Raw genomic sequence first — 23,441 nt, forward strand, 5'->3', positions numbered from 1 at the left:
GCGCTTCGCTTACTTGGCACCTCGCCCCTGGCGCGCTGCGCTTGCCGGGGAGGACCGCCCTTGACGGGCGGTCCGCCGGCGGCCCCGAGGGGCCGCACGGCAGGCGCGGACGGCCGCGCCGGGGTGGCTGAGGCCCAGGGGCACCGTGCCCGCGCGCGGCCCTGAGGGCCGCGTGGCGGGACGGCGACAACGGTTGCTGTCGCGGGCCCTGGCACCAGCCCCGCCCCGCAAGCGGTGCGGATAAGGGCGGGTGATACGACTGGTGGACCAGTCGCCAATTGGCGACTGGGCACGGTCGAGGGGGAGCGGATGGCACGGGGTACGCCGGGATCGAAGCGCCAGCACACGGTGTCGGTGCGGCTGAACAACGCCGAGCGGAAGCGGTGGGACGAGGCCCGCGTAGAGTCCGGCCGCCGCGAGCTGGGCGCGTGGGTCCGGGCGGTGGTCGAGGACCGCCTCGCCGACGTCGGCGACGGCCAGGCGCCGGGCACCGAGCGAAGGCCGGCCCCGCTGGACCCGGTGACGCAGGCCGCGTACGACGAGCTGTGCCGGATCGGCGCCAACCTGAACCAGCTGGTGAGGTACTCCCACCAGGACGGCAGGCTGCACCCCGCCATCGAGGCCGCCCTGTTCGAGGTCGGGAACGCAGCCCTCGCGATCCGGGGGATCGAGCCCATGGACCCTGCGGACCCCGAGTGATCGCCAACATCACCAAGGGCCGGAAGGCCGTCGGCGCCCTGGTCTACGACTTCGGCCCCGGCCGGAGGGACGAGCACATCAACCCCCGGTTGATCGCGGGCAACGTCACCGGCACCCCGCTCCAGGTCGCGAGGGCGATCGACCACACCGCCCGCCAGCGCCCCGAGATCAAGTCGCCGATCTGGAGGACCTCCCTCTCGTTGCCGGACGAGGACGGCATCCTGCCCGACGGCCAGTGGGCCGACATCGCCGCGGCGTTCGTCGCCGACATGGGGTTCGCCGGCGCCCCGTGGGTCGCCGTACGCCACGGCGACGACCACATCCACCTCACGGTGTCCCGCGTCGCCTGGGACGGGCAGCTGCTCACCGACCGGTGGGACTACCGCCGCGCCCGCCAGGCCGCTGACCGCCTCGAAGAGGAGCACGGCCTGGTCCGCGCCGCCGACCGCTTCCGTGCCGAGGGGCCGCAGGTCCGCAACAACGAGCTGGAGGCCGCCCACCGGCGCGGCCGGGGCCTGGACGGCCCGCCGCCCGAGCGCGAGGAGCTCCGCCGGATCGTCCGCGAGGTCCGCGACGCCTCCCGCGGCCTCGGTCGCGAGGCGTTCGAGAGCGGACTGGAGGACGCCGGGGTGTCCTTCCGCGCCAACGTCTCGCCCAGCACCGGCCGGATGAACGGCTACAGCTTCACCCTGGCCGGGTGGGTCGACGGCTCCGACGAGCCGGTGTGGGTCGCCGCCTCGAAGGTCGCCCGCGACCTGCGGTGGGCCGACCTCGGCCCGGTCCTCGGCGACGGCCCCGCCACGCCCCGGATCCCCGACCCGCGCATCGAGTTCGCGGTCGCGCCCGCAGCCGCTCCCGCGACGTCGACCGGCCTGCAGAACGGCCCGACGCGCGAGGAGCTCGCCGCGGCCGCCGAGCGCGGCGCCGAGATCCTGCGCCAGGGCCAGGCCGAGCGCGGCGTCGTCCCCGTGCCGCAGCAGGAGCAGCCGGCGGTCGCCCGGTCCACCGACCCGGCCGCCGCCCTCCTCGCGCACTACCGGGCCAAGGCCGCCGGGCAGCCGCTCCCCGCCGAACCGGTCCCGGCCGCGCCCGCGCCGATCCCGGCCTGGACGGACAAGAAGCGCCGGCCCCACGGGAAGATGAGCAACGACGGTCTGGCCGCCGCCATCAAACGGCGCGAGAAGGAGCTCACCACCCTCGCCCGGTCCAAGGCCCAGGCGAAGGAGGAGATCCGTACCGGCGACGCCATCGTCACCGGGCAGGTCACCGGTCCGAACGTCCAGGAGCTCCACCAGCGCCTGGCCCGCCTGGAGAAGGCGGAGCCGCACATCACCGCTCTGCGGGACGCGTTGCGCACGGCGAAGGCCGCCGAGAAGGCCGCCGACGAGGCCCGCACCGTGTGGCGGGAGGCCAACGGCCGCAAGGACATGAGCCGGTGGGCGCTCTGGAAGATGGACACCAGCCGCAGCCAGGAGGAGACCCGGGCCCAGCAGGCCGGCGACGCGATCCACGAGAACGTCGACACCGCCCAGCAGGCCCGCAGCGCGGCGTCCAAGGCCGCCGAGCTCGCGCGGAAGGAGACCGGCGTGCCCGACCCCGCCGGGGAGCTCACCCTGCTCCGCGAGGGCTGGACCAAGTTCGTCGGCGACGCCCACGACCGCGACCAGGTCCACGGCAAGGCCCAGAGGTACAACGGCCGCACCAGCGCCGAGCGCATCGACGTCTCGATCGCCAAGGTGGAGAAGCGCGTCGAGGAGCTCCGCCAGGAGCAGGCCCTGCGCAAGACGATGCCCAAGAGCCAGCGCGAGAACGAGGGCAAGGCCCGGTCCGCCGCCGCCCGCGCCGCGCTCCCGAAGGCGAGGAGGCCGACCACCGCCCGCAAGCTCGCGGCGGCGTACGAGAGGCCCGCGCACCTGCGCCAGCCGCCCCCGCCGAACCCGAGCCGGGGTCAAGGACTGGGGTGACGACCGGTGGGTGCTGGGGGCCTTCGCCGGCCCCCAGACCCCCGCTTAGGTCGGTATCGACCGGCGCGGACAGGTCTCGTCGTACCGCGGCGCCGTTCGCGCCGGACGACACCGCCCACCTGTCCCCGTGGCTCGGGCCGGATCGGCGGCTGTCCGCAAGGCGCCGATCAGGGCGCCTGCCAGGGCGTCTTGCAGGGCGCTCACCAGGGCGCCCGCACGGGCGCTTTGCAGGGCGCCTCACCAGCCGGCGGACGGGGGTCCTGGTCAAGGGGGGGTGACCTGCGCTTTCTGGTCCCGGTCGAGGGGCCGCAGCACGGCGACTACTTCCCCACGGCACCCTGTCGGCCTGGTCGCCGGGGCAGCTTGCCTTACAACTGGCCCCACAACTTGCCGCACAACTGGCCCGTCAACTTGCCCCACAACTTGCTCTCCAACTTGCCTCACCGGCCCCCGGCGGACCGCCCAACCACCAGGTCAGACCGCATGGTCGAGGGGTCCGGAGCGCGCCGACTACTTCCCTACGACACCTCCGGCGACGTCGAGCCGCCCGGCCCGAGGACCCGCCGGCCCCGCGGCTGGACCACCGCCTGGTCCTCGCCGACGACGTCCACCAGGACGTCACCCCCACCCCGTTCGGCGGGCAGCAGCCGCTGCACGGTGTGGTCGGACGAGGCGGTCGGCGACGTCGCCGGACCGAGGCCGAGAGGCCGACGTGTGGTGCTCATACGAAGAGTCTGACGGGCCCGACAAGTTGAGAATGCCTAGGTGTGACTTTGTAGCAAGTTTTGTAGCAGCCGCCGGAATGCAAGAGGTGTGCCCGTATTGATCTTGATCGGGGGAGCCCTCGCGTGTGCACGCGGGTGCACGTGCACGCGTGCACGCGTTGGGAGTCGGCCACCGGGTCGTGATGCATAGGTGTGGGGGATCGTGCAGCGTCCACGTACGTGAAGTCGGTGACGTACGCGCGGCAGAGATGACGTACACGGCGAGGCAGGCCGGGGTGGACGACATCGAGCACCAGGAGGTGGGAGTCGTCCACCTCGGCGAAGCCGCGCCGGTAGGCTCGTTGGTGGGGCAGGACGCGCCTGCCCGAGCCGCCGTCACCGACTCCCACGCAGTCGGTGACGCCGTCCGGCCAAGGTCCCCCGGGCCGCGCGCTGAACCTCCACCGTGATGCCGACGACGTGCTGCGCCCGTCCTCCCGTCCGGCGGCGAGTGCGTGGGCCGTGCCGCCGATCGGAGAACCCCGTGCCCAAGCACGACAGCCGCCGCAAGGCGGAGATCCGCGCCCACATGGAGCGCACCGGCCTGCCGTACGCGGCGGCCGCGGCCGCCGTCGAGGCGAAGGCCGGTGCCAGCTCCGCGCCGTACGACCCCGAGTGGGATGGTGGCCGCGACCGGCCCGTCCCGTACCCGGACGTCGAGAGGCGCATCAACGAGGCCGGCGACGCGATCGACCACGAGACCAAAGTGCACCGCGATGGTGGGCAGGACGACCCCTACCGGCGGGCCGCAGCCTTCGAGGCCCGGTCCATGGCCTGGTTGGAACTGGCCGCCCACGCCGAGGGCAGCAACTTCCACGCCGCGTGCATGCTCGCCTCGTTCCACGACCAGGAGACCGCCGCCCGCATCCGGTTCGAGCACCGCATCCCCACCCTGTTCCCGAAGACGATGGCCGCGCAGGCTGGCCTCCAGTGCTGCGAGTGGTGCGGCAGGCCCTGGCAGGCCGACCCCGAGGGGGCGTGCGACCACTGCCCGCGCCTGATGTGGGGCCCAGCTCCCCGCAGCGCCGACCAGGCCCGCACCAGCCCGGCCCCGATCCCCGTCACGCGCGAGCAGATGCGGCCGGCGCCCGCGTACGACGACTGACCCACACCGCCCGGGGCGGACGACGTCGAGCACCAGGACGTCGCCCAGCCCCGGGCGTTCGCGCAGGTGGGACCGAAACCGCCACATGGTGCACCCCCCTTCCCACCGAAACCGCCAACCGGTGCACCCCCTCCTCCTGCGCCCCGGCCAGCCGGCCGCGTACGGTCGTCGGCATGCCGAAGTACGAGAGCCCGCGGAACCCGGCGGGCGCCCGCGTCTGCCAGTTCTGCCACGAGCACACCGTGCGCGAGTCCCTCGGGACCAAGCCCGTCATCTACTGCTCCGCCGCCTGCAAGCAGGCCGCGTACGCCGCGCGCAAGCTCCGGAAGGCGGTCGAGGCCGCCGTCGAAGCCGAGCGCAAGGCAGCCGCAAAGTCAGTGACTTTGGGCGCGGAGCGTCGCCCGGACGGCCCAGCAAAGTCAGAGACTTTCCCTAGCAAAGTCACTGACTTTGTAGGGGAGGAGTCGCAGGTCAGCGCCCCAACGTCACTGACTTTGCCCCTCGATCCTGCGCCCCCGGCCCCGGCCATTCCCGCGCCGGCGCGGTCCGAGGCCGCGCAGGAGGCGTTCACGGCGGCCGCCGCGGCGAAGTCGCCCCGCCGACGCGGTGCCACCCCGGCCTCGCCGCCTCAGCCGGCGGAGCCTTCGCCGCACGGACGCGCGGGCGGGGACCACGCCGGGTGGATGGCCGCGTTCAACCGGCTGACGCCGTCCCAGCCCGAGCAGCAGCCGGGACTGTTCGAGGTGCAGGCCGAGGTCGAGGCGGACGACGAGAGCCTGTAGCCCAGCCGCGACGGCGGGTCGTGGTCCCGCTCAGCCACGACGAGACGTGTCACGAGCGGAGCGAGATGGACGGCCCCGGCCACATCGCGGCAGCTGCCAGCTCCCCGCCAGCCACGGCATCAGCGTCCGTGCGCCTCACGCGCCCGCATCCGTGACGGCGGGGGAACGGCGCCCAGCCCAACTCAGGCCGGAATTACGGCATACCGGACAGCAGCCGGGCACCCCTCCCCCGCCGCTGGCCGTCTTTTCCCAGCCCAGTGCGCCCGCAGCCGCCGTCCCAGCCGGCCACGCATGCCATGTGACGGTAGGCGCCCCACAGACGGCCTGAGGGGCCGATACGACGAAGGCCCACCCCGCAGGGTGGGCCTTGACCTTGAGCAGCGACTTGCAGGTGGGGGCAGGGATCAGAGGGACTCGTCGGTGTCACCGTCCTCGCTCACCGGAGGAGCCGAGTAGTAGTCCGACGTCGCCGGTGTGACCGGCCACTTCGCGGACGCACCACGGGGCAGCGGATACCCGACGGCGAACAGCGCGCTGGACATCCGGATGTCCTGCACCTCGACCACCCGGGCGTCCTGGCGACCCCGGCCGGGCAGTGTGGTGATCCGTACGGCACGCAGCAACGGCACCCCGGCCGCAGGCATCAGCAGCGCCTCAGCCTCCTCGGGCGAGGGCATCCGCGCGGACACTTCCTCGCGCCAGGTCAGCGCCCGTCCGGCCCACTCCTCGACCCGGTCGTACATCCCGCCCATGCCGGTGTCCCCGCGCATCGCGGGAATCTCCTCGGTGACCCACGAGCCGATCCAGGAGTCGGCGAGCTGACGGTGCTCCTCGCGGCCGGGGTCGCCCACCATCCGCTTCCGCACGGTCAGCAGCTCCCCCGCCTCCGCGCCCAGGATCTCGGCGACGTCCGCCGGCACCGGAGCCTCGGTCACCCGGGTCCGCTCCCCGTCCGGCCACGGCAGGGCCCGCCAGTGCTGGACCTCGGGCCCGGAGAAGTAGCCCAGCTCGTCGCGCTCGATCTGCCGGGCCCGCACGGTCAGCCGGACGCGGTCCGGGTGCTCCTTCACGAAGACACCCGCCCGACGTCGGCTCTCGACCAGACCTTCCCTGGTCAGCAGCGCGAACGCCTTGCGCACGGTGATGTCACTGACGCCGTACGAGGCGGCAATGTCGCGCATCATGGGCAGCTGCGACCCAGGGCCGTACTCCCCCGACACGATGCGTTCCCGCAGGTCAGAGGCGATTTCCTCGTATCGACTGGCCATCTATGAGTCCCTCCATGTTCGGCTCCCTTGGCATTTAACGTATACGCCAACCTTGCATCCCGCTAGTTCTAGCGTATACGTTATCTCTCGGCAGCCAGGACGGCCCCCGGGGTGGAACCCAAGGGCCGCCCCATGCCTCGGAGTTGGAGCTCCGGGGCGAGCCGCCGGCAGGGGGACGTTGGAGCGTCCGTCGCCGGAGCCCGGTGTTGGAGCACCGGGCGGCTGTCGACCTGTGTCCATGGGAGTGGAGGCCGACGTGCTGATGGTGTCAGGACGGTGGAGGCGCGGGATATTGCGCCGTCCCCACCGCTTTGTTCCCGGGGAGGGGTGCCGTACTCGGACGGTGCTGCCTGGTCAGGGCCACGAGCCCGCCGACCAGGCGGCCCCGCTCCGAGCCCCCGTCCTCGGTGGCGACGAACTGCGTGCCCGGGCCTGCCTGATCGGTCTGGGGGTGGAGCTGTGACCGCCGTGGAGACGCTCCTCCGCCAGTACGAGGAGGCGCTGGAGGCCGTGATCGACGGCGACATGGTCGCCTGGTGCACGACCGCCGACCCCGTCGCCTTCCACCCCGAGCACACCTCCGGCCTGCGCGTCGCTCCCTACGGGGAGGAGCGCATCGCCCTGCGGGTCTGCGCCGGATGCCCCCTGACCGGGCCCTGCCTGCTCCAGGAGCTGCGCGAGGTCCAGTCCGCCGACGACATCAAGGGCGTTCGCGGCGGACTCCGCCAGTCCGAGCGCCGCGCCCTGTACGAGGCCCTGGCCGAGCGGGGGCAGCGATGACCGCGATGCCCCCGTGGTGGTCAACGGCCAAGCCCACCCGCCTGATCACCACGACCGTGCCGGAGCCGAGGGACGGGCAGCCGCCCGCCGACGACGACGGCGACTGGCTCGACCGGCTGTGGGCCGACGAGGACCTCGCCCCGGCCGCCCCCGCTCCGGAGGCGGACCAGCCGGAGCCCGGCGACAACCCCGAGTTGTCGAAGGACGACGACCCGCAGGCCGCGAAGCCCTGGTTCACGCCGCAGCCCGGGTACTGGCCGTCCGTCCCCGAGATGCCCAAGCCCTCGCTCAGCGACGGCGCGAAGCGCTTCCTGTTCAACGTCGGCGCCGGAGTCGCCGGGTGGGCCTTTGGCCTCACCCCGACCTTCGGCGGCTGGATCGGCGACTGCGGCCGGGACTACTCGATCAGCGCCGCCCTGGTCCTCGGCGGAGGCATCTGCTTCGGCATCGCCGCCTTCTGGGACCGCCGCACCCGCCACTGGTACTGGCCGCTCGCCTGGATCGCCCGCATCCCGCTCGCGTCCGCCGTCACCGCCCTCGCCCTGTACGCCCCCGCATCCCAGCTCTGACCAAGGAGGATTGATGTACGAGCACGTCCAGTACGTCCAGATGGCCGCCGACACGTTCTCTGTGGGCGGCAGGCTCCTCGGCTCCGTCGGCGCCGGTGCCATCGCGACCGCCCTGTCCGTCGCGATGTTCGCCGGGATCAAGGAGCCCAAGGCGGCCGAGGGGAAGAAGGCGGGCAAGCAGCGCCGCAAGCTCAACTCGACCGAGGCCAGCGCCATGGGGCTGATCGCCGGGACGTTCTACATCGTCGCCGGGTCCATCTGGACCGTCGGCAAGGAGATCAGCAACGGCTTCGCCTCGATCTTCACCGGCGGAGCGTTCGGCAACGCGGGCCTCGGCGGCGTCGCCCTGATCATCTCCGCGTACCTCTACTACCGGATGCCGCGCCCGGGATGGGCCGCGTTCCTCGGCATCCTGATGGCCGGCATCTGCTCGGCGGCCGGAGGCATCTGGGGCCTGCCCGAGTTCCTGCTGCTCCTCCTCGCCGGAAAGCTGAACCTCCTGTGAGCGCCGCCGAGCTCCCCGCCGAGGCCGCGCCCGAGGAGGACCGCGACCGCCCGCACCTCGAAGTCGTTGCCGAGCCCGGCCGGATCGCCTCTCTCCGCGCCGACCTGCGGCCCTACCTCCCTACCCGCGAGCAGCTGCGCACCCCGCTCGCCGGGGTAGGGGCCGGCACGCGGGTCCTGATCCGGCAGGGCTGCACCTGGATCGCCAAGGACGGGTGGATCTGGGAGGGATGGACGAAGGTCGGCGCCGTCGCCGGTGGCGTGTACTTCGGCCTCCCCGCCGTCTGGACCGTGGTCCAGAGCGTCACCGGCCCGTACGCCGCGTTCGTGCCGACCGCCGCCGCCGTCTGCGGGTGCGTGGCCGCGAAGCGGTTCGCACCGGCCGAAGAGGAGAAGAAGGGCGTACCCGCCCCGGCTGCCAAGGACGCCGCCGAGAGCGACGAGGACGAGGACGCACCCGAGTACCTGGACGAGGAAGGCGACGAGCTGATCGAGGCCGCCGAAGTCGCGGACCTCATCCGGTCCGTGGCCGCGCGCCAGCAGCACCAGGGTGCGCACCTCGAAGACCTCCTCGCCGAATCTCTCTTCGAGGGCTGGGACAAGGCCGAGCTGAAGACCGCCCTGACCGACCAGTGGGGGCTGCCCGTCGAGGGGTTCAAGCTCATCTTCAAAACCCCCGAGGGGAAGGCCCAGCGGAACCGGGACGGGGTGCGTCTGCGGCACCTCCCGCCGGCCCCCGTCCGGGGGGTCGGGGAGGGGCCTGTCCGGGGCCTCTCCCTGGTGCCCTCCCAGACCCCCGCCGAGGACCCCGCCAGCACCCCGCCCGAGGCCCTCGCCAGCACCCCGTCCGGGGGGCCCGCAGAGGCGGCCGTCGAGGCGGTAGTCGGGCCCTCCCCGACCGCCCCCGCGGCCCCCTCCTAGGGGTCAGGTAGGCCGGTAGTTTCCGCAGGTCAGCGCGGGGACTACCCGGCCGCCTACCTCCGGCTACCTACCCGTCCTACCGCCCAGGCCCGAGAGGGGAGAGGGTGTCGGCCAGCAGGCCAACGCCCCTACCTCCGGAGGAGAACAGCGCGTGTACCGCTACCGGTGCAACCAGTGCCGCACCACCTCGCCGCCCGTCCGCACCAGGCCGGAGGTCGAGGCGGAGCAAGACCGGCACCGGCGCCGCGCCCACGCCGGGCACATCCCGGACGGCGAGGAGATCCAGACCCACACCCCGCCGCCCCGGCCGGGCCAGCCCACCAGGCCCAGCCACTACGTCGCGTACGCCGCCCTCGCGGCGGCCCTCGCGCTGATCCTCTGGCTCCGCCTCCTGGCGTGAGCCGCCGAACCCGCTGATGGAGGAAGACGACATGACCCACTACGAGTACGCGTGGAAGCATCCCGGGGACCCGGTCGAGATGGCCAAGCAGGTCAGGGAGGCCGAGGCCACGTTCGTGGCTCTCTCCGAGAAGGCCGGCCCCGGGTACAGCCCGGAGGTCACCCGCGCCGACGAGATCGCCCTCGGCCGCGCCGAGGAGTTCATCAGGGTCTTCAAGAACCCGCCGCGGGTCTACCTCAACGACTGACCGCTGCCTGTTCGCCCCCGTCGCCACCGGTGCCGGGGGCGGGCCAGGGGAGCCGTCAGCCGGCCCCAGACACAGCCGAGCGCCCCTCCTCAACTTGCCGGAAGACAAGGGGCGCCCGGTTCCATCCCTCGCAAGAGACGGAGCCTCATCATGGCATTTCGTAAGACGATCTCCCAGGACGAGCTGCGCCAGAACCTGACCGCTGACCAGCAGCAGAGCGGCCCGACCTACCAGTCGAGCCGCGGCGGCTGGTTCCCCGAGACGGACAAGCCGGTGGCGGGCACCCCCAAGTCCCAGGACGCCGACCAGTGAGCCGCCACACCGCTCCGGTCTGCCACGGCCGGCGCATGCGGCACGACGCCAAGCTCCGGCAGTACGTCTGCACCCGCTGCGGCGGCTGGACCACCCGCCTGACCGGCTGGACCCTCGCCCTGATCGGCGGAGCGGGATGACGCTCCGGGACCTCGCCCGCGCCCTCGCCCACCTCTGGCAGTGCGCCAACTGCGGCACCTGGTCCACCGAGAAGACGAAGAACGGCCTCTGCTCCACCTGCCGCTGACGGCGGAAGGCACCCGCCCACCGGCGGGCAGAGCCACTGACCGACACCCCCCGGAATCGAACTCATTTCGTCAACCGGGGATCCGCAGGGACCATGACCGAACTCTCCCGGGCGGACCTTCGCGTCCGCCCGGGACCCCTTCGCCCACACCAGCAAGGAGACTCGTGATCACCACCATGGAGCCCGGCGTCCACGCCCCGGCCCCGACCCGCACCGACCCGCCTTCGCGGACTCCGGCGGTACCTTCGCCGACTCCGGCCCCGGCTTCGACGACCGTCGCCGACGCCCCGGCCCAGGCCCCCGCGGCCACCCCGCAGACGACCCGCAGGGCCAGCATCGCCCTCGGACTCGTCTGCCTGTTCTTCGCCCCGTTCGTTGCCTTCGTCGGCTTCTACCTCAGCTTCGGCAACCTCTCCATGGCCGGGTTCGAGCGCTTCGGCTTCCCGACCATGAACAAGGCCAAGCTGTTCGCGGGCGGAGTCGACGGCGCGATCGTCCTGTTCCTCGCCGCCGACCTGTTCGCCGTCTCGCGGGGCCGGCGCGCTTACCGCCTGCTGCGGCCGATGGCCCACGTGATGACCGGCGCCACGATCTGGTTCAACGCCACCGCCCATGGCCCCGTCCTGGACAACCTCGACAAGGCCCTGCCGCACGCCGCGATGCCGATCCTGTTCGTCGTCTGCGTCGAGGCCGGACGCGACTACCTCGTCCAGGCCGCCTCGCTGGAGATGGGCCTCGGACGCCAGTCCGCCCCGCTCGCCCGCTGGTTCCTCGACCCCCGCACGACCTTCGCCATGTGGTCCCGCATGAAGCAGTGGGACAAGACGTACGACGAGGCCATGGACCTGGAGCGGCGCCGCGCCATCTACGGCGTGTGGCTGGAGCACCGCGAGGAGCTGGAGGCCGGACACGAGGACGGCCAGGTCAGCGTCCTGGACAAGCTCCCCATGAAGATGAAGAAGTTCGGCCTCACCGTCGAGGAAGCCCTCGCGCTGCCCGACCAGATGAAGGCCGACGACCAGAAGCGCCGACAGCAGGCCGCCGCCGCCAAGCTCCAGCTGGAGCTCGCCGAGGAGAAGGCCGACGCCGAGGCGGAGAAGGAGCGCCTGCGGGTCCAGGGCGAGATCGACCGCGTCCGCGCGTCGGTCAACGCCGACACCGGCATCGCCGAGGCCCGCGCCGAAGCCGCCACCGCCGGCGCCCGGCTGGAGGCGACGACCGCCCTCACCGCCGCCCAGCGCGCCGCAGACGCCGCCGAGCGTGAGGCCGCGGCCGAGGCCGCCGCCGAGGAGTCCGCGAAGGTCGCCACCGAGCGAGCGAAGGAGAAGGCCGCGCTCGCGAAGGTCGCCGAAGACGACGCCCGAGTCCTCGAAGCCGAGCGGAAGAAGGCCGAGGAGTCGGCGAAGCTCGCCGTCGAGCAGGCGAAGGAGAAGGCCGCGCTCGCGAAGGTGGTCGAAGACGAAGCGCGAGTGCTCGAAGGCCAGCGGAAGGTGGCCGAAGAGTCGGCCCGTATCGAGCAGGCCCGGCACGCCGCCGCCCAGGACGCGGTCCGTGCAGCCGAAGCCGAGTCCCTCGCCAGCCTGTCCGCCCGCGACCTCCGCGAGCGCATCGTTGCCCGGTTCCTCATCGACTCACTGCCGATCGAGACCGTCCGCTCCCTCGCCCCCGAGAACCTCGCCAAGCAGATCCAGACGCTCCCGATCACCAACGCCAAGATCGGCGAGCTCATCGGTGGCGCCTCGGACAGCACCGCCTCCTCCCACAAGACCGCTGCCGTCGAGCTCATCGCCCGCGGCTACAACCACCACACCGGCTACGACCCCGACCTCACCGCCCAGTAGGGAAGACCGCCATGCCCATCAACTTCGGCACGATGCCCCACCACTGCACCGGCACCGTCACCACCGCCGTCGAGGCGTACAGCCCCGCCGGCGGAACCGCCCACGGCGAGCTCGATGCCGCCGCCTACGTCTGCCCCAACCACATCCAGACCGCCCGCGACATGTGGCAGGCCCAGGGCCTCACCCCCTACACCACCGGCGCCACCGGCAGCAGCAGGTCCTGCGGCGGCACCACCGACTTCCGCGAGACCACCCCGAACGCCACCGCCACCACGGAAGGATGACCACCATGACCGACAAGACCCCCGCCCAGCTCGCCGAGGCCGCCGGCGACGCGGTCCGCGCCCTCAACCACGCCACCCTCGGTACGCAGGCCGATTGGGAGTACCCGGGCGACGTGTACAGCGTCGTCGGGAACCTCTCGTACATGGCCGGGATGCTCCCGCAGGCCCTGGACCAGGTCGCCCAGCTCCTCAAGCGACTTGAAGCCGAGGGCCACCTCAAGAGCGACCGCGACACCCTCGCCGCCGACCTGGAGGCCGCGTACGCCGGCCTCACCATCGCGGCCGGAGCCGCCAGCACCCTCCGCGGCGCCCTGGACCGCGCGCACAACGGCCTCGGCGCCGTCGCCTACAAGGACTGACCGAACACCACCGAGAGGAACCACAGATGACCGACTCCACGATCACCGTCGCCGAGGACACCTGGGTCGAGGCAGGCCAGGAGATCAGCACCCCGGAGGAGCTCCGCGTGTACGTCGCCCAGCTCCGCTCCACCGTCCTGCACATGCAGAGCGGTCTCGGCCGCGCCGCGTGGGGAGCACTCACCGGCCGCTCCTGGATCGACACCCCCGCCACCGAGCGCCAGAACGTCCCCGACATCATCAGCGACCACCTGGAGATGACCGTCACCCCGGCCGGGACCACCGCCAAGGACGCCACCTACCGACAGTCCCTCGCCACCCTCCTCGGCGCCCTCGAAGCCGTCGACCGGGCCACCCTCACCGTGTGGCTCGCCCAGGCCGCCGTCCATGACCCCGACCAGCGCGCGTAACCCCCAAGAGCCGCATCCCGCCTGACGGGACGGCAAATGCAAAGGGCCCGTGACGCGGGATTCGTCACGGGTCCTTTGTTCGCCACACGAGATGTAGCGGGTCTCTTTCGCCCCGGTGGTGGATATCCCCGCCGAATTGCGAAAGGATCAACCCCACAACAGAACACCCCGCAAAAAACGTGGGGCGCCCCGGAACTCTGACATCCCGGAACGCCCCGCGCGAGTCCTCACCACATGTTCGCTTAGCCGGCGAGAACAGCAAGGACCCAACGCTTTGATCAGCGTACCCGGGGACACCCGTCCCGCAACACCTGTCCCGGCACGTTCCGGCGACGATCACCCGACCGATACGTCGGGTGTATCCGCGTTTGCCCCCCAGCTTCCTGCCGTTGACCGCGACCAGCGCGCGGACTGCCGCAGCCAGCTGGAGGCCCATGCCTCCCACCGCTCGAACGCTCAGCGCCGCCGCGAGGTCCGCGCCGCCGCCCACGCGAAGCAGACCGCGGCCGCCGCGAAGCGCACCGCCACTGCCGTACTGGACGCCCCGGCCGCAGAGCTCCCCACCCCCTGCCGGACCAAGCACCCCGTCGGGGTGAAGCGGTGCGTCCTCTGCGACGCCCACGCCGAACAGGCCGCCCTGGCCAAGGCCGCCGCGCTCAAGGCCCCGCTGGCGGACGACCCGGCCGACACCCTCGCCGAGCGCGCCGCCCAGACTGCCGAGTTCAAGGCCGCCCTCGCCAAGTCCCGTGTGACGCCCGAGGCTCAGCAGGCCCTCGCCGACGCCCTGCACCGCCACCGCGACCCGAAAGCCGCTCAGGAAGCCCTCCAGGCCCGCCAGAAGGCCGCTACGACGGACCGCACCACCCCCGCCAGCCCCACTCAGCCCCAGCCTGCGGCACCCCAGACCAGCCCCGACGGCGGGACGCCTGGGAAAGCAGAGAGGTTTGTTGCCGCTTCGACGGCCGAAACCGGCAGTGACCTGCGCGAAGGCTGTGACGCAAGCGTTTCGTGCGACTCCGAACCGACGCCCGAAACGTCCGACTTGGGCAAGCAGTACGAGCAGGCCAACAACAAGCTCCAGAAGTCGATGCGGCTCCTGGACGAGGCCCGCGCCATCACCACCCTGTTCTCGATGAGGAAGTGCGGCGTCGACAACATCGCGGGCGCCGTCGCCGTCACGCAGAAGATCGACGGAAGCGGCGGTTTCAACGGGTTGTTCCGGTGTGGGTCGGTTTGGTCCTGCCCCGAGTGCATGCCGGTGGTCCGCGCAGACCGCGCGGCGGTGATGGAGAAGTACGCCCTCGCGTGGGCCACAGAGCACGACGCCGAGCTGTGCACCGGCAAGACAGAGGACGCGGGCAAGACCCACGCCGGGCACGGCATGGCGATGGCCACCTTCACCTCCCGCCATGGCGAGCACGCGGTGCTGGAGGACCGGCTGATCTTCGACAAGCACGGCAAGCCAGTGAAGGACGACGACGGAAAGCAGCAGGTCAGGCGCGGTCAGCTCCAGCGGACCGCCGACGCCTGGCGCCGGATGCTCCAGAGCCGGTGGTGGCGCCGCCTGCGCGCGAAGTACGGCATCGTCGGGGCCACCAGGGCCCTGGAGGTCACCCATTCGTGGGCAAGCGCCTGGCACACGCACATTCACGCGGTCGTGTGGTTCGAGGAGCCCGTCACCGACGACGTCGCGAAGGAGCTGGAGACCGAGCTGTACGTCCGGTGGCAGGCCGAGTGCACGGTCGCCGGACTCGGACGCCCGAGCCGCAAGCACGGAGTCAAGGTCGACCCGGCTCGCCGGGGAGCCGAGGGCGCGGCCGACATCGCCAAGTACCTGGTGAAGGTTCAGGACAAGGACAAGGCCCCGCGACCCGCCGCCGAGGGCTTCGTCAACCACGTCAGCCGCGACGCCCGGCCCACCGCCGACCAGGCCCGACGCCTCAAGGCCGCCCGCGCGAAGCGGGACACCGCCCGTGCCCAGGGGAAGACCCGTGCCCAGGCGGACGCCGACTCCCTGATCGCCGACATCCGCGAGGAGATCGGCCAGGCCCACCGCGCCCGCGCGCTCGGCAACGAACTGCTGCGCGGCGACAACAAGGTCGGCCGGAAGGAGGGCCGGACCGCGCTGGAGATCCTGCGCCTCGCCCTCGCGGGCGACGCCGCCGAGCTGGACCTGTGGCACCAGTACGAACGGGCCACGAAGGGAACCAAGATGCTCACCTGGACCGGTGACGTGCGCGAACGCCTCGAACGCCTCACCGGCGCCGCCGCTGAGCGCGACGCCCAAGAGGTCATGGCCGAAGACGACGCCAAGCAGGTGAAGGCCGTGCTCGTGCTGATCGACCCAGATCCCTGGAAGTCGAAGGTCGCGGCCATCCCCGGCCGCCGCGGTCAGCTCCGCGTCGCGGTCAAGGTCGCCTCTGACAACGCCATCAAGGCCGGGCTCGACATGGAGGCCGGCGCCCGCGCCGCCGTACGCGAACTCCTCGAATCCTGGGGCCTGACCTGGGACACAGACATGTACGGCCCCGGCACCCAGACCAAGGGCTCACGCGGCGTCGACACCGAGACCGGCGAGCTGTACTTCGTCCCCGAGCACCCCGCCCCGCCGCAGGACCGCCGCGACCGCCGCCACCCCCAGTGGCAGACCCCCGACCAGCTCCACGCCAACGCCACCATCCTCGGCACCACCCCCCGCGACTACGTACGCCCCGAACAGGCCGCCCGCCGCGCCTCCGGCCTGCCCATCGCCCGCGAACTCACCACCCCCACCACCGACTCCACCCCGGCCACAACCAAGACCCTCTGCATCGTCTGCGACATCCCCGTCAACCCCTCCCTCCCCGAACCCCTCCACCTCCTCTGCGACCCCTTCACCACCTCCTGACCCCCGCTCCGACCTCTCTCCTGTAGACCCCGAGACCACCCACTCACAAGGGACGAAGGGAGTGGGTGGTCTCGGGGACGGAAGGAGAGAAGCCCAGGTCGGAGCGGGGGTCAGGACCCCGGCCAGTAACACCCTGGTTTACACCCGGTTTTACACCCGCCCCACCCCGACGAAGGAGAACACCGTGACCCGCACCCTCCCCGACGTCAGCTTCGCTCGCATCGCCAGCGAGGACGGCCGGCACGTCTTCTTCTGGGCGGCCCCGGCCGCTGGCCTCGATGAGCTCCTCGCCGTCTGGAACCGGATGGACGGCATGCTCGCCGAGCGCTTCACCTTCGGTGAGCCCGCCATCGTCGCCGCGGCTCAGGACTGGCTCGCCGACAAGCTCCAGGAGCACGAGAAGGCCACCGTGATGATCGGCTCGATCGAGCGCGGGAAGTGGGTCGACTGGAACCTGCGGGGAATCCCGCGTCCCGCCGTACCGACGTCCTGACCCCCGGTGGTCCTCGGAGCGACCGACGCAAGCGCCGGCCATCGAAGCCCCGGGGGGCTCCGATCCGGATCGAGCTGGAGCCGGTGACCGAGTGCAGGAGCGTCCAGGCCGAGACGCACCCCGATCGGTCACCTGACCCACCGGAGTCAACCCACGTCTCGGCAGCGAGGTATGCCAGTGCGCTTCGCTTACTTGGCACCTCGCCCCTGGCGCGCTGCGCTTGCCGGGGAGGACCGCCCTTGACGGGCGGTCCGCCGGCGGCCCCGAGGGGGCCGCACGGCAGGCGCGGACGGCCGCGCCGGGGTGGCTGAGGCCCAGGGGCACCGTGCCCGCGCGCGGCCCTGAGGGCCGCGTGGCGGGACGGCGACAACGGTTGCTGTCGCGGGCCCTGGCACCAGCCCCGCCCCGCAAGCGGTGCGGATAAGGGCGGGTGATACGACTGGTGGACCAGTCGCCAATTGGCGACTGGGCACGGTCGAGGGGGAGCGGATGGCACGGGGTACGCCGGGATCGAAGCGCCAGCACACGGTGTCGGTGCGGCTGAACAACGCCGAGCGGAAGCGGTGGGACGAGGCCCGCGTAGAGTCCGGCCGCCGCGAGCTGGGCGCGTGGGTCCGGGCGGTGGTCGAGGACCGCCTCGCCGACGTCGGCGACGGCCAGGCGCCGGGCACCGAGCGAAGGCCGGCCCCGCTGGACCCGGTGACGCAGGCCGCGTACGACGAGCTGTGCCGGATCGGCGCCAACCTGAACCAGCTGGTGAGGTACTCCCACCAGGACGGCAGGCTGCACCCCGCCATCGAGGCCGCCCTGTTCGAGGTCGGGAACGCAGCCCTCGCGATCCGGGGGATCGAGCCCATGGACCCTGCGGACCCCGAGTGATCGCCAACATCACCAAGGGCCGGAAGGCCGTCGGCGCCCTGGTCTACGACTTCGGCCCCGGCCGGAGGGACGAGCACATCAACCCCCGGTTGATCGCGGGCAACGTCACCGGCACCCCGCTCCAGGTCGCGAGGGCGATCGACCACACCGCCCGCCAGCGCCCCGAGATCAAGTCGCCGATCTGGAGGACCTCCCTCTCGTTGCCGGACGAGGACGGCATCCTGCCCGACGGCCAGTGGGCCGACATCGCCGCGGCGTTCGTCGCCGACATGGGGTTCGCCGGCGCCCCGTGGGTCGCCGTACGCCACGGCGACGACCACATCCACCTCACGGTGTCCCGCGTCGCCTGGGACGGGCAGCTGCTCACCGACCGGTGGGACTACCGCCGCGCCCGCCAGGCCGCTGACCGCCTCGAAGAGGAGCACGGCCTGGTCCGCGCCGCCGACCGCTTCCGTGCCGAGGGGCCGCAGGTCCGCAACAACGAGCTGGAGGCCGCCCACCGGCGCGGCCGGGGCCTGGACGGCCCGCCGCCCGAGCGCGAGGAGCTCCGCCGGATCGTCCGCGAGGTCCGCGACGCCTCCCGCGGCCTCGGTCGCGAGGCGTTCGAGAGCGGACTGGAGGACGCCGGGGTGTCCTTCCGCGCCAACGTCTCGCCCAGCACCGGCCGGATGAACGGCTACAGCTTCACCCTGGCCGGGTGGGTCGACGGCTCCGACGAGCCGGTGTGGGTCGCCGCCTCGAAGGTCGCCCGCGACCTGCGGTGGGCCGACCTCGGCCCGGTCCTCGGCGACGGCCCCGCCACGCCCCGGATCCCCGACCCGCGCATCGAGTTCGCGGTCGCGCCCGCAGCCGCTCCCGCGACGTCGACCGGCCTGCAGAACGGCCCGACGCGCGAGGAGCTCGCCGCGGCCGCCGAGCGCGGCGCCGAGATCCTGCGCCAGGGCCAGGCCGAGCGCGGCGTCGTCCCCGTGCCGCAGCAGGAGCAGCCGGCGGTCGCCCGGTCCACCGACCCGGCCGCCGCCCTCCTCGCGCACTACCGGGCCAAGGCCGCCGGGCAGCCGCTCCCCGCCGAACCGGTCCCGGCCGCGCCCGCGCCGATCCCGGCCTGGACGGACAAGAAGCGCCGGCCCCACGGGAAGATGAGCAACGACGGTCTGGCCGCCGCCATCAAACGGCGCGAGAAGGAGCTCACCACCCTCGCCCGGTCCAAGGCCCAGGCGAAGGAGGAGATCCGTACCGGCGACGCCATCGTCACCGGGCAGGTCACCGGTCCGAACGTCCAGGAGCTCCACCAGCGCCTGGCCCGCCTGGAGAAGGCGGAGCCGCACATCACCGCTCTGCGGGACGCGTTGCGCACGGCGAAGGCCGCCGAGAAGGCCGCCGACGAGGCCCGCACCGTGTGGCGGGAGGCCAACGGCCGCAAGGACATGAGCCGGTGGGCGCTCTGGAAGATGGACACCAGCCGCAGCCAGGAGGAGACCCGGGCCCAGCAGGCCGGCGACGCGATCCACGAGAACGTCGACACCGCCCAGCAGGCCCGCAGCGCGGCGTCCAAGGCCGCCGAGCTCGCGCGGAAGGAGACCGGCGTGCCCGACCCCGCCGGGGAGCTCACCCTGCTCCGCGAGGGCTGGACCAAGTTCGTCGGCGACGCCCACGACCGCGACCAGGTCCACGGCAAGGCCCAGAGGTACAACGGCCGCACCAGCGCCGAGCGCATCGACGTCTCGATCGCCAAGGTGGAGAAGCGCGTCGAGGAGCTCCGCCAGGAGCAGGCCCTGCGCAAGACGATGCCCAAGAGCCAGCGCGAGAACGAGGGCAAGGCCCGGTCCGCCGCCGCCCGCGCCGCGCTCCCGAAGGCGAGGAGGCCGACCACCGCCCGCAAGCTCGCGGCGGCGTACGAGAGGCCCGCGCACCTGCGCCAGCCGCCCCCGCCGAACCCGAGCCGGGGTCAAGGACTGGGGTGACGACCGGTGGGTGCTGGGGGCCTTCGCCGGCCCCCAGACCCCCGCTTAGGTCGGTATCGACCGGCGCGGACAGGTCTCGTCGTACCGCGGCGCCGTTCGCGCCGGACGACACCGCCCACCTGTCCCCGTGGCTCGGGCCGGATCGGCGGCTGTCCGCAAGGCGCCGATCAGGGCGCCTGCCAGGGCGTCTTGCAGGGCGCTCACCAGGGCGCCCGCACGGGCGCTTTGCAGGGCGCCTCACCAGCCGGCGGACGGGGGTCCTGGTCAAGGGGGGGTGACCTGCGCTTTCTGGTCCCGGTCGAGGGGCCGCAGCACGGCGACTACTTCCCCACGGCACCCTGTCGGCCTGGTCGCCGGGGCAGCTTGCCTTACAACTGGCCCCACAACTTGCCGCACAACTGGCCCGTCAACTTGCCCCACAACTTGCTCTCCAACTTGCCTCACCGGCCCCCGGCGGACCGCCCAACCACCAGGTCAGACCGCATGGTCGAGGGGTCCGGAGCGCGCCGACTACTTCCCTACGACACCTCCGGCGACGTCGAGCCGCCCGGCCCGAGGACCCGCCGGCCCCGCGGCTGGACCACCGCCTGGTCCTCGCCGACGACGTCCACCAGGACGTCACCCCCACCCCGTTCGGCGGGCAGCAGCCGCTGCACGGTGTGGTCGGACGAGGCGGTCGGCGACGTCGCCGGACCGAGGCCGAGAGGCCGACGTGTGGTGCTCATACGAAGAGTCTGACGGGCCCGACAAGTTGAGAATGCCTAGGTGTGACTTTGTAGCAAGTTTTGTAGCAGCCGCCGGAATGCAAGAGGTGTGCCCGTATTGATCTTGATCGGGGGAGCCCTCGCGTGTGCACGCGGGTGCACGTGCACGCGTGCACGCGTTGGGAGTCGGCCACCGGGTCGTGATGCATAGGTGTGGGGGATCGTGCAGCGTCCACGTACGTGAAGTCGGTGACGTACGCGCGGCAGAGATGACGTACACGGCGAGGCAGGCCGGGGTGGACGACATCGAGCACCAGGAGGTGGGAGTCGTCCACCTCGGCGAAGCCGCGCCGGTAGGCTCGTTGGTGGGGCAGGACGCGCCTGCCCGAGCCGCCGTCACCGACTCCCACGCAGTCGGTGACGCCGTCCGGCCAAGGTCCCCCGGGCCGCGCGCTGAACCTCCACCGTGATGCCGACGACGTGCTGCGCCCGTCCTCCCGTCCGGCGGCGAGTGCGTGGGCCGTGCCGCCGATCGGAGAACCCCGTGCCCAAGCACGACAGCCGCCGCAAGGCGGAGATCCGCGCCCACATGGAGCGCACCGGCCTGCCGTACGCGGCGGCCGCGGCCGCCGTCGAGGCGAAGGCCGGTGCCAGCTCCGCGCCGTACGACCCCGAGTGGGATGGTGGCCGCGACCGGCCCGTCCCGTACCCGGACGTCGAGAGGCGCATCAACGAGGCCGGCGACGCGATCGACCACGAGACCAAAGTGCACCGCGATGGTGGGCAGGACGACCCCTACCGGCGGGCCGCAGCCTTCGAGGCCCGGTCCATGGCCTGGTTGGAACTGGCCGCCCACGCCGAGGGCAGCAACTTCCACGCCGCGTGCATGCTCGCCTCGTTCCACGACCAGGAGACCGCCGCCCGCATCCGGTTCGAGCACCGCATCCCCACCCTGTTCCCGAAGACGATGGCCGCGCAGGCTGGCCTCCAGTGCTGCGAGTGGTGCGGCAGGCCCTGGCAGGCCGACCCCGAGGGGGCGTGCGACCACTGCCCGCGCCTGATGTGGGGCCCAGCTCCCCGCAGCGCCGACCAGGCCCGCACCAGCCCGGCCCCGATCCCCGTCACGCGCGAGCAGATGCGGCCGGCGCCCGCGTACGACGACTGACCCACACCGCCCGGGGCGGACGACGTCGAGCACCAGGACGTCGCCCAGCCCCGGGCGTTCGCGCAGGTGGGACCGAAACCGCCACATGGTGCACCCCCCTTCCCACCGAAACCGCCAACCGGTGCACCCCCTCCTCCTGCGCCCCGGCCAGCCGGCCGCGTACGGTCGTCGGCATGCCGAAGTACGAGAGCCCGCGGAACCCGGCGGGCGCCCGCGTCTGCCAGTTCTGCCACGAGCACACCGTGCGCGAGTCCCTCGGGACCAAGCCCGTCATCTACTGCTCCGCCGCCTGCAAGCAGGCCGCGTACGCCGCGCGCAAGCTCCGGAAGGCGGTCGAGGCCGCCGTCGAAGCCGAGCGCAAGGCAGCCGCAAAGTCAGTGACTTTGGGCGCGGAGCGTCGCCCGGACGGCCCAGCAAAGTCAGAGACTTTCCCTAGCAAAGTCACTGACTTTGTAGGGGAGGAGTCGCAGGTCAGCGCCCCAACGTCACTGACTTTGCCCCTCGATCCTGCGCCCCCGGCCCCGGCCATTCCCGCGCCGGCGCGGTCCGAGGCCGCGCAGGAGGCGTTCACGGCGGCCGCCGCGGCGAAGTCGCCCCGCCGACGCGGTGCCACCCCGGCCTCGCCGCCTCAGCCGGCGGAGCCTTCGCCGCACGGACGCGCGGGCGGGGACCACGCCGGGTGGATGGCCGCGTTCAACCGGCTGACGCCGTCCCAGCCCGAGCAGCAGCCGGGACTGTTCGAGGTGCAGGCCGAGGTCGAGGCGGACGACGAGAGCCTGTAGCCCAGCCGCGACGGCGGGTCGTGGTCCCGCTCAGCCACGACGAGACGTGTCACGAGCGGAGCGAGATGGACGGCCCCGGCCACATCGCGGCAGCTGCCAGCTCCCCGCCAGCCACGGCATCAGCGTCCGTGCGCCTCACGCGCCCGCATCCGTGACGGCGGGGGAACGGCGCCCAGCCCAACTCAGGCCGGAATTACGGCATACCGGACAGCAGCCGGGCACCCCTCCCCCGCCGCTGGCCGTCTTTTCCCAGCCCAGTGCGCCCGCAGCCGCCGTCCCAGCCGGCCACGCATGCCATGTGACGGTAGGCGCCCCACAGACGGCCTGAGGGGCCGATACGACGAAGGCCCACCCCGCAGGGTGGGCCTTGACCTTGAGCAGCGACTTGCAGGTGGGGGCAGGGATCAGAGGGACTCGTCGGTGTCACCGTCCTCGCTCACCGGAGGAGCCGAGTAGTAGTCCGACGTCGCCGGTGTGACCGGCCACTTCGCGGACGCACCACGGGGCAGCGGATACCCGACGGCGAACAGCGCGCTGGACATCCGGATGTCCTGCACCTCGACCACCCGGGCGTCCTGGCGACCCCGGCCGGGCAGTGTGGTGATCCGTACGGCACGCAGCAACGGCACCCCGGCCGCAGGCATCAGCAGCGCCTCAGCCTCCTCGGGCGAGGGCATCCGCGCGGACACTTCCTCGCGCCAGGTCAGCGCCCGTCCGGCCCACTCCTCGACCCGGTCGTACATCCCGCCCATGCCGGTGTCCCCGCGCATCGCGGGAATCTCCTCGGTGACCCACGAGCCGATCCAGGAGTCGGCGAGCTGACGGTGCTCCTCGCGGCCGGGGTCGCCCACCATCCGCTTCCGCACGGTCAGCAGCTCCCCCGCCTCCGCGCCCAGGATCTCGGCGACGTCCGCCGGCACCGGAGCCTCGGTCACCCGGGTCCGCTCCCCGTCCGGCCACGGCAGGGCCCGCCAGTGCTGGACCTCGGGCCCGGAGAAGTAGCCCAGCTCGTCGCGCTCGATCTGCCGGGCCCGCACGGTCAGCCGGACGCGGTCCGGGTGCTCCTTCACGAAGACACCCGCCCGACGTCGGCTCTCGACCAGACCTTCCC

26 protein-coding genes are annotated in these 23,441 nt (G+C 72.5%); 22 read left to right on the top strand and 4 right to left on the bottom strand.

Annotation, left to right across the window (positions count from 1 at the left end; all coding sequences use genetic code 11):
• Nucleotides 1–309: 309 nt before the first annotated feature.
• Both OG332_RS47600 and OG332_RS47605 read left to right on the top strand, forming a co-directional pair.
• Nucleotides 310–699 carry a hypothetical protein gene (locus tag OG332_RS47600; RefSeq protein ID WP_327419702.1) on the top strand — a complete coding sequence of 130 codons (390 nt, stop codon included), beginning with the start codon at nucleotides 310–312 and terminating at the stop codon, nucleotides 697–699.
• On the top strand, nucleotides 696–2,663 hold the full coding sequence (locus OG332_RS47605) for a relaxase/mobilization nuclease domain-containing protein (protein WP_327419703.1): 1,968 nt from the start codon (nucleotides 696–698) through the stop codon (nucleotides 2,661–2,663). The genes OG332_RS47600 and OG332_RS47605 overlap by 4 nt, the downstream gene beginning before the upstream one ends.
• A gap of 518 nt (nucleotides 2,664–3,181) precedes the next feature.
• Here the strand turns inward: OG332_RS47605 and OG332_RS47610 are convergent.
• Nucleotides 3,182–3,388, bottom strand: coding sequence for a hypothetical protein (locus tag OG332_RS47610; protein ID WP_327419704.1), 207 nt, complete (start codon nucleotides 3,386–3,388; stop codon nucleotides 3,182–3,184).
• Nucleotides 3,389–3,911: 523 nt separating this feature from the next.
• Between OG332_RS47610 and OG332_RS47615 the strand changes: the two genes are divergently transcribed.
• Together OG332_RS47615 and OG332_RS47620 are read left to right on the top strand one after the other, a co-directional pair.
• The gene (locus tag OG332_RS47615) at nucleotides 3,912–4,532 is read left to right on the top strand and encodes a hypothetical protein (RefSeq protein ID WP_327419705.1); all 621 of its coding nucleotides are present in this window, start codon (nucleotides 3,912–3,914) and stop codon (nucleotides 4,530–4,532) included.
• Between the two features lie 173 nt (nucleotides 4,533–4,705).
• Nucleotides 4,706–5,314 carry a hypothetical protein gene (locus OG332_RS47620; RefSeq protein ID WP_327419706.1) on the top strand — a complete coding sequence of 203 codons (609 nt, stop codon included), beginning with the start codon at nucleotides 4,706–4,708 and terminating at the stop codon, nucleotides 5,312–5,314.
• A 404-nt stretch (nucleotides 5,315–5,718) separates the two neighbouring features.
• On the opposite strand, the gene OG332_RS47625 is transcribed toward OG332_RS47620, so the two are convergent.
• Nucleotides 5,719–6,582: a GntR family transcriptional regulator gene (locus OG332_RS47625; RefSeq protein ID WP_327419707.1), complete on the bottom strand. Its 864-nt coding sequence runs from the start codon at nucleotides 6,580–6,582 to the stop codon at nucleotides 5,719–5,721.
• 468 nt (nucleotides 6,583–7,050) lie between these two features.
• Between OG332_RS47625 and OG332_RS47630 the strand changes: the two genes are divergently transcribed.
• The 16 genes from OG332_RS47630 to OG332_RS47705 all read left to right on the top strand — a co-directional run bounded on the left by OG332_RS47630 (nucleotide 7,051) and on the right by OG332_RS47705 (nucleotide 19,679).
• Nucleotides 7,051–7,362, top strand: coding sequence for a WhiB family transcriptional regulator (locus OG332_RS47630; protein WP_327419708.1), 312 nt, complete (start codon nucleotides 7,051–7,053; stop codon nucleotides 7,360–7,362).
• Nucleotides 7,359–7,931, top strand: a complete 573-nt coding sequence (locus OG332_RS47635; protein WP_327419709.1) for a hypothetical protein — start codon at nucleotides 7,359–7,361, stop codon at nucleotides 7,929–7,931. Before OG332_RS47630 ends, OG332_RS47635 begins: the two co-directional genes overlap by 4 nt.
• 13 nt (nucleotides 7,932–7,944) lie before the next feature.
• A complete protein-coding gene (locus OG332_RS47640) occupies nucleotides 7,945–8,436 on the top strand; it encodes a hypothetical protein (protein WP_327419710.1) in 492 nt (163 codons plus the stop codon).
• Entirely contained in the window at nucleotides 8,433–9,356 is a 924-nt protein-coding gene (locus OG332_RS47645; protein WP_327419711.1) for a hypothetical protein, read from the top strand. Before OG332_RS47640 ends, OG332_RS47645 begins: the two co-directional genes overlap by 4 nt.
• A gap of 151 nt (nucleotides 9,357–9,507) precedes the next feature.
• A complete protein-coding gene (locus OG332_RS47650; RefSeq protein ID WP_327419712.1) occupies nucleotides 9,508–9,756 on the top strand; it encodes a hypothetical protein in 249 nt (82 codons plus the stop codon).
• Between the two features lie 31 nt (nucleotides 9,757–9,787).
• Nucleotides 9,788–10,003, top strand: coding sequence for a hypothetical protein (locus OG332_RS47655; protein WP_327419713.1), 216 nt, complete (start codon nucleotides 9,788–9,790; stop codon nucleotides 10,001–10,003).
• Between the two features lie 150 nt (nucleotides 10,004–10,153).
• On the top strand, nucleotides 10,154–10,315 hold the full coding sequence (locus tag OG332_RS47660; protein ID WP_327419714.1) for a hypothetical protein: 162 nt from the start codon (nucleotides 10,154–10,156) through the stop codon (nucleotides 10,313–10,315).
• Nucleotides 10,312–10,455, top strand: coding sequence for a hypothetical protein (locus OG332_RS47665; RefSeq protein WP_327419715.1), 144 nt, complete (start codon nucleotides 10,312–10,314; stop codon nucleotides 10,453–10,455). Before OG332_RS47660 ends, OG332_RS47665 begins: the two co-directional genes overlap by 4 nt.
• A gap of 271 nt (nucleotides 10,456–10,726) precedes the next feature.
• Nucleotides 10,727–12,403, top strand: coding sequence for a DUF2637 domain-containing protein (locus OG332_RS47670; protein ID WP_327419716.1), 1,677 nt, complete (start codon nucleotides 10,727–10,729; stop codon nucleotides 12,401–12,403).
• Between the two features lie 11 nt (nucleotides 12,404–12,414).
• The gene (locus OG332_RS47675) at nucleotides 12,415–12,687 is read left to right on the top strand and encodes a hypothetical protein (protein WP_327419717.1); all 273 of its coding nucleotides are present in this window, start codon (nucleotides 12,415–12,417) and stop codon (nucleotides 12,685–12,687) included.
• A gap of 5 nt (nucleotides 12,688–12,692) precedes the next feature.
• Nucleotides 12,693–13,046: a hypothetical protein gene (locus tag OG332_RS47680; protein ID WP_327419718.1), complete on the top strand. Its 354-nt coding sequence runs from the start codon at nucleotides 12,693–12,695 to the stop codon at nucleotides 13,044–13,046.
• Nucleotides 13,047–13,072: 26 nt separating this feature from the next.
• Entirely contained in the window at nucleotides 13,073–13,456 is a 384-nt protein-coding gene (locus OG332_RS47685; protein WP_327419719.1) for a hypothetical protein, read from the top strand.
• Nucleotides 13,457–13,730: 274 nt separating this feature from the next.
• Entirely contained in the window at nucleotides 13,731–16,343 is a 2,613-nt protein-coding gene (locus OG332_RS47690; protein ID WP_327419720.1) for a hypothetical protein, read from the top strand.
• Between the two features lie 184 nt (nucleotides 16,344–16,527).
• Nucleotides 16,528–16,836: a hypothetical protein gene (locus tag OG332_RS47695; protein WP_327419721.1), complete on the top strand. Its 309-nt coding sequence runs from the start codon at nucleotides 16,528–16,530 to the stop codon at nucleotides 16,834–16,836.
• A 489-nt stretch (nucleotides 16,837–17,325) separates the two neighbouring features.
• Nucleotides 17,326–17,715 (top strand): hypothetical protein, encoded by a 390-nt coding sequence (locus OG332_RS47700; protein ID WP_327419702.1) that lies wholly within the window; start codon nucleotides 17,326–17,328, stop codon nucleotides 17,713–17,715.
• Nucleotides 17,712–19,679, top strand: a complete 1,968-nt coding sequence (locus tag OG332_RS47705; protein WP_327419703.1) for a relaxase/mobilization nuclease domain-containing protein — start codon at nucleotides 17,712–17,714, stop codon at nucleotides 19,677–19,679. The genes OG332_RS47700 and OG332_RS47705 overlap by 4 nt, the downstream gene beginning before the upstream one ends.
• Nucleotides 19,680–20,197: 518 nt before the next feature.
• Here the strand turns inward: OG332_RS47705 and OG332_RS47710 are convergent.
• Entirely contained in the window at nucleotides 20,198–20,404 is a 207-nt protein-coding gene (locus OG332_RS47710; RefSeq protein ID WP_327419704.1) for a hypothetical protein, read from the bottom strand.
• A gap of 523 nt (nucleotides 20,405–20,927) precedes the next feature.
• Here OG332_RS47710 and OG332_RS47715 point away from each other — a divergent pair.
• Together OG332_RS47715 and OG332_RS47720 are read left to right on the top strand one after the other, a co-directional pair.
• Nucleotides 20,928–21,548 carry a hypothetical protein gene (locus OG332_RS47715; protein ID WP_327419705.1) on the top strand — a complete coding sequence of 207 codons (621 nt, stop codon included), beginning with the start codon at nucleotides 20,928–20,930 and terminating at the stop codon, nucleotides 21,546–21,548.
• A 173-nt stretch (nucleotides 21,549–21,721) separates the two neighbouring features.
• A complete protein-coding gene (locus tag OG332_RS47720) occupies nucleotides 21,722–22,330 on the top strand; it encodes a hypothetical protein (protein WP_327419706.1) in 609 nt (202 codons plus the stop codon).
• Between the two features lie 404 nt (nucleotides 22,331–22,734).
• Here OG332_RS47720 and OG332_RS47725 read toward each other — a convergent pair.
• Nucleotides 22,735–23,441 (bottom strand): GntR family transcriptional regulator (locus OG332_RS47725; protein ID WP_327419722.1); only part of this gene is annotated, 707 nt, incomplete at its 5' end.

Origin of the sequence: Streptomyces sp. NBC_01233, assembly GCF_035989305.1 — a bacterium.
Lineage (GTDB): Bacteria > Actinomycetota > Actinomycetes > Streptomycetales > Streptomycetaceae > Streptomyces.

Excerpts from the sequence above, each read along its gene's own strand:
- OG332_RS47610 (WP_327419704.1), bottom strand. The coding sequence starts at position 3,388 with ATGAGCACCACACGTCGGCCTCTCGGCCTCGGTCCGGCGACGTCGCCG.
- OG332_RS47640 (WP_327419710.1), top strand. The coding sequence starts at position 7,945 with ATGTACGAGCACGTCCAGTACGTCCAGATGGCCGCCGACACGTTCTCT.
- OG332_RS47625 (WP_327419707.1), bottom strand. The coding sequence starts at position 6,582 with ATGGCCAGTCGATACGAGGAAATCGCCTCTGACCTGCGGGAACGCATC.
- OG332_RS47660 (WP_327419714.1), top strand. The coding sequence starts at position 10,154 with ATGGCATTTCGTAAGACGATCTCCCAGGACGAGCTGCGCCAGAACCTG.
- OG332_RS47655 (WP_327419713.1), top strand. The coding sequence starts at position 9,788 with ATGACCCACTACGAGTACGCGTGGAAGCATCCCGGGGACCCGGTCGAG.
- OG332_RS47720 (WP_327419706.1), top strand. The coding sequence starts at position 21,722 with ATGCCGAAGTACGAGAGCCCGCGGAACCCGGCGGGCGCCCGCGTCTGC.
- OG332_RS47710 (WP_327419704.1), bottom strand. The coding sequence starts at position 20,404 with ATGAGCACCACACGTCGGCCTCTCGGCCTCGGTCCGGCGACGTCGCCG.
- OG332_RS47635 (WP_327419709.1), top strand. The coding sequence starts at position 7,359 with ATGACCGCGATGCCCCCGTGGTGGTCAACGGCCAAGCCCACCCGCCTG.
- OG332_RS47675 (WP_327419717.1), top strand. The coding sequence starts at position 12,415 with ATGCCCATCAACTTCGGCACGATGCCCCACCACTGCACCGGCACCGTC.
- OG332_RS47600 (WP_327419702.1), top strand. The coding sequence starts at position 310 with ATGGCACGGGGTACGCCGGGATCGAAGCGCCAGCACACGGTGTCGGTG.
- OG332_RS47620 (WP_327419706.1), top strand. The coding sequence starts at position 4,706 with ATGCCGAAGTACGAGAGCCCGCGGAACCCGGCGGGCGCCCGCGTCTGC.
- OG332_RS47700 (WP_327419702.1), top strand. The coding sequence starts at position 17,326 with ATGGCACGGGGTACGCCGGGATCGAAGCGCCAGCACACGGTGTCGGTG.
- OG332_RS47680 (WP_327419718.1), top strand. The coding sequence starts at position 12,693 with ATGACCGACAAGACCCCCGCCCAGCTCGCCGAGGCCGCCGGCGACGCG.
- OG332_RS47685 (WP_327419719.1), top strand. The coding sequence starts at position 13,073 with ATGACCGACTCCACGATCACCGTCGCCGAGGACACCTGGGTCGAGGCA.